This is a genomic window from Flavobacterium ginsenosidimutans, from assembly GCF_003254625.1.
Taxonomy (GTDB): Bacteria; Bacteroidota; Bacteroidia; order Flavobacteriales; family Flavobacteriaceae; genus Flavobacterium; species Flavobacterium ginsenosidimutans.
Genome location: NZ_QJRJ01000038.1, coordinates 1 through 758 on the forward strand (window position 1 = coordinate 1; position 758 = coordinate 758).

The 758-nt window shown below is 49.1% G+C and carries 1 protein-coding gene; it reads left to right on the forward strand.

The genetic code is table 11. The annotated features are described in order from the left end of the window. A partial coding sequence (locus tag DM444_RS00185; RefSeq protein WP_455423257.1) for an Ig-like domain-containing protein occupies nucleotides 1-758 on the forward strand: 758 nt, incomplete at both ends.

The window sequence follows — 758 nt, forward strand, 5'->3', positions numbered from 1 at the left end:
GGAACAGATGCTTTGGCAACAGGAACCTATTACGTAAGCCAGACTTCGGCAGAGGGATGCGAAAGCACAAGGGCTTTGGTTGATGTGAAAATCAATCCTACGCCATCGGCTCCATCAGCTTCAGCACAGGCATTCTGCTCTTCAGAAAATAAAACGGTAAGCGATCTGACTGCTTCTGGAACAGGGCTAAAATGGTATAATGCTTCCACGGGCGGAACAGCGCTTGCAGGAACAGATGCTTTGGCAACAGGAACCTATTACGTAAGCCAGACTTCGGCAGAGGGATGCGAAAGCACAAGGACTTCAGTTGATGTGAAAGTTAATCTTATGCCATCGGCTCCATCGGCTTCAGCGCAGACATTCTGCTCTTCAGAAAATAAAACGGTAAGCGATCTCACTGCTTCTGGAACAAGCCTAAAATGGTACAATGCTTCTACAGGCGGAACAGCGCTTGCGGGGACGGATGCTTTGGCAACAGGAACCTATTACGTAAGCCAGACTTCGGCAGAGGGATGCGAGAGTCCAAGAACTTCGGTTGATGTGAAAGTTAATCTTACGCCATCGGCTTCATCGGCTTCATCGCAGACATTCTGCTCTTCAGAAAATAAAACGGTAAGCGATCTCACTGCTTCTGGAACAAGCCTAAAATGGTACAATGCTTCTACAGGCGGAACAGCGCTTGCGGGGACGGATGCTTTGGCAACAGGAACCTATTACGTAAGCCAGACTTCGGCAGAGGGATGCGAGAGTCCAAGAAC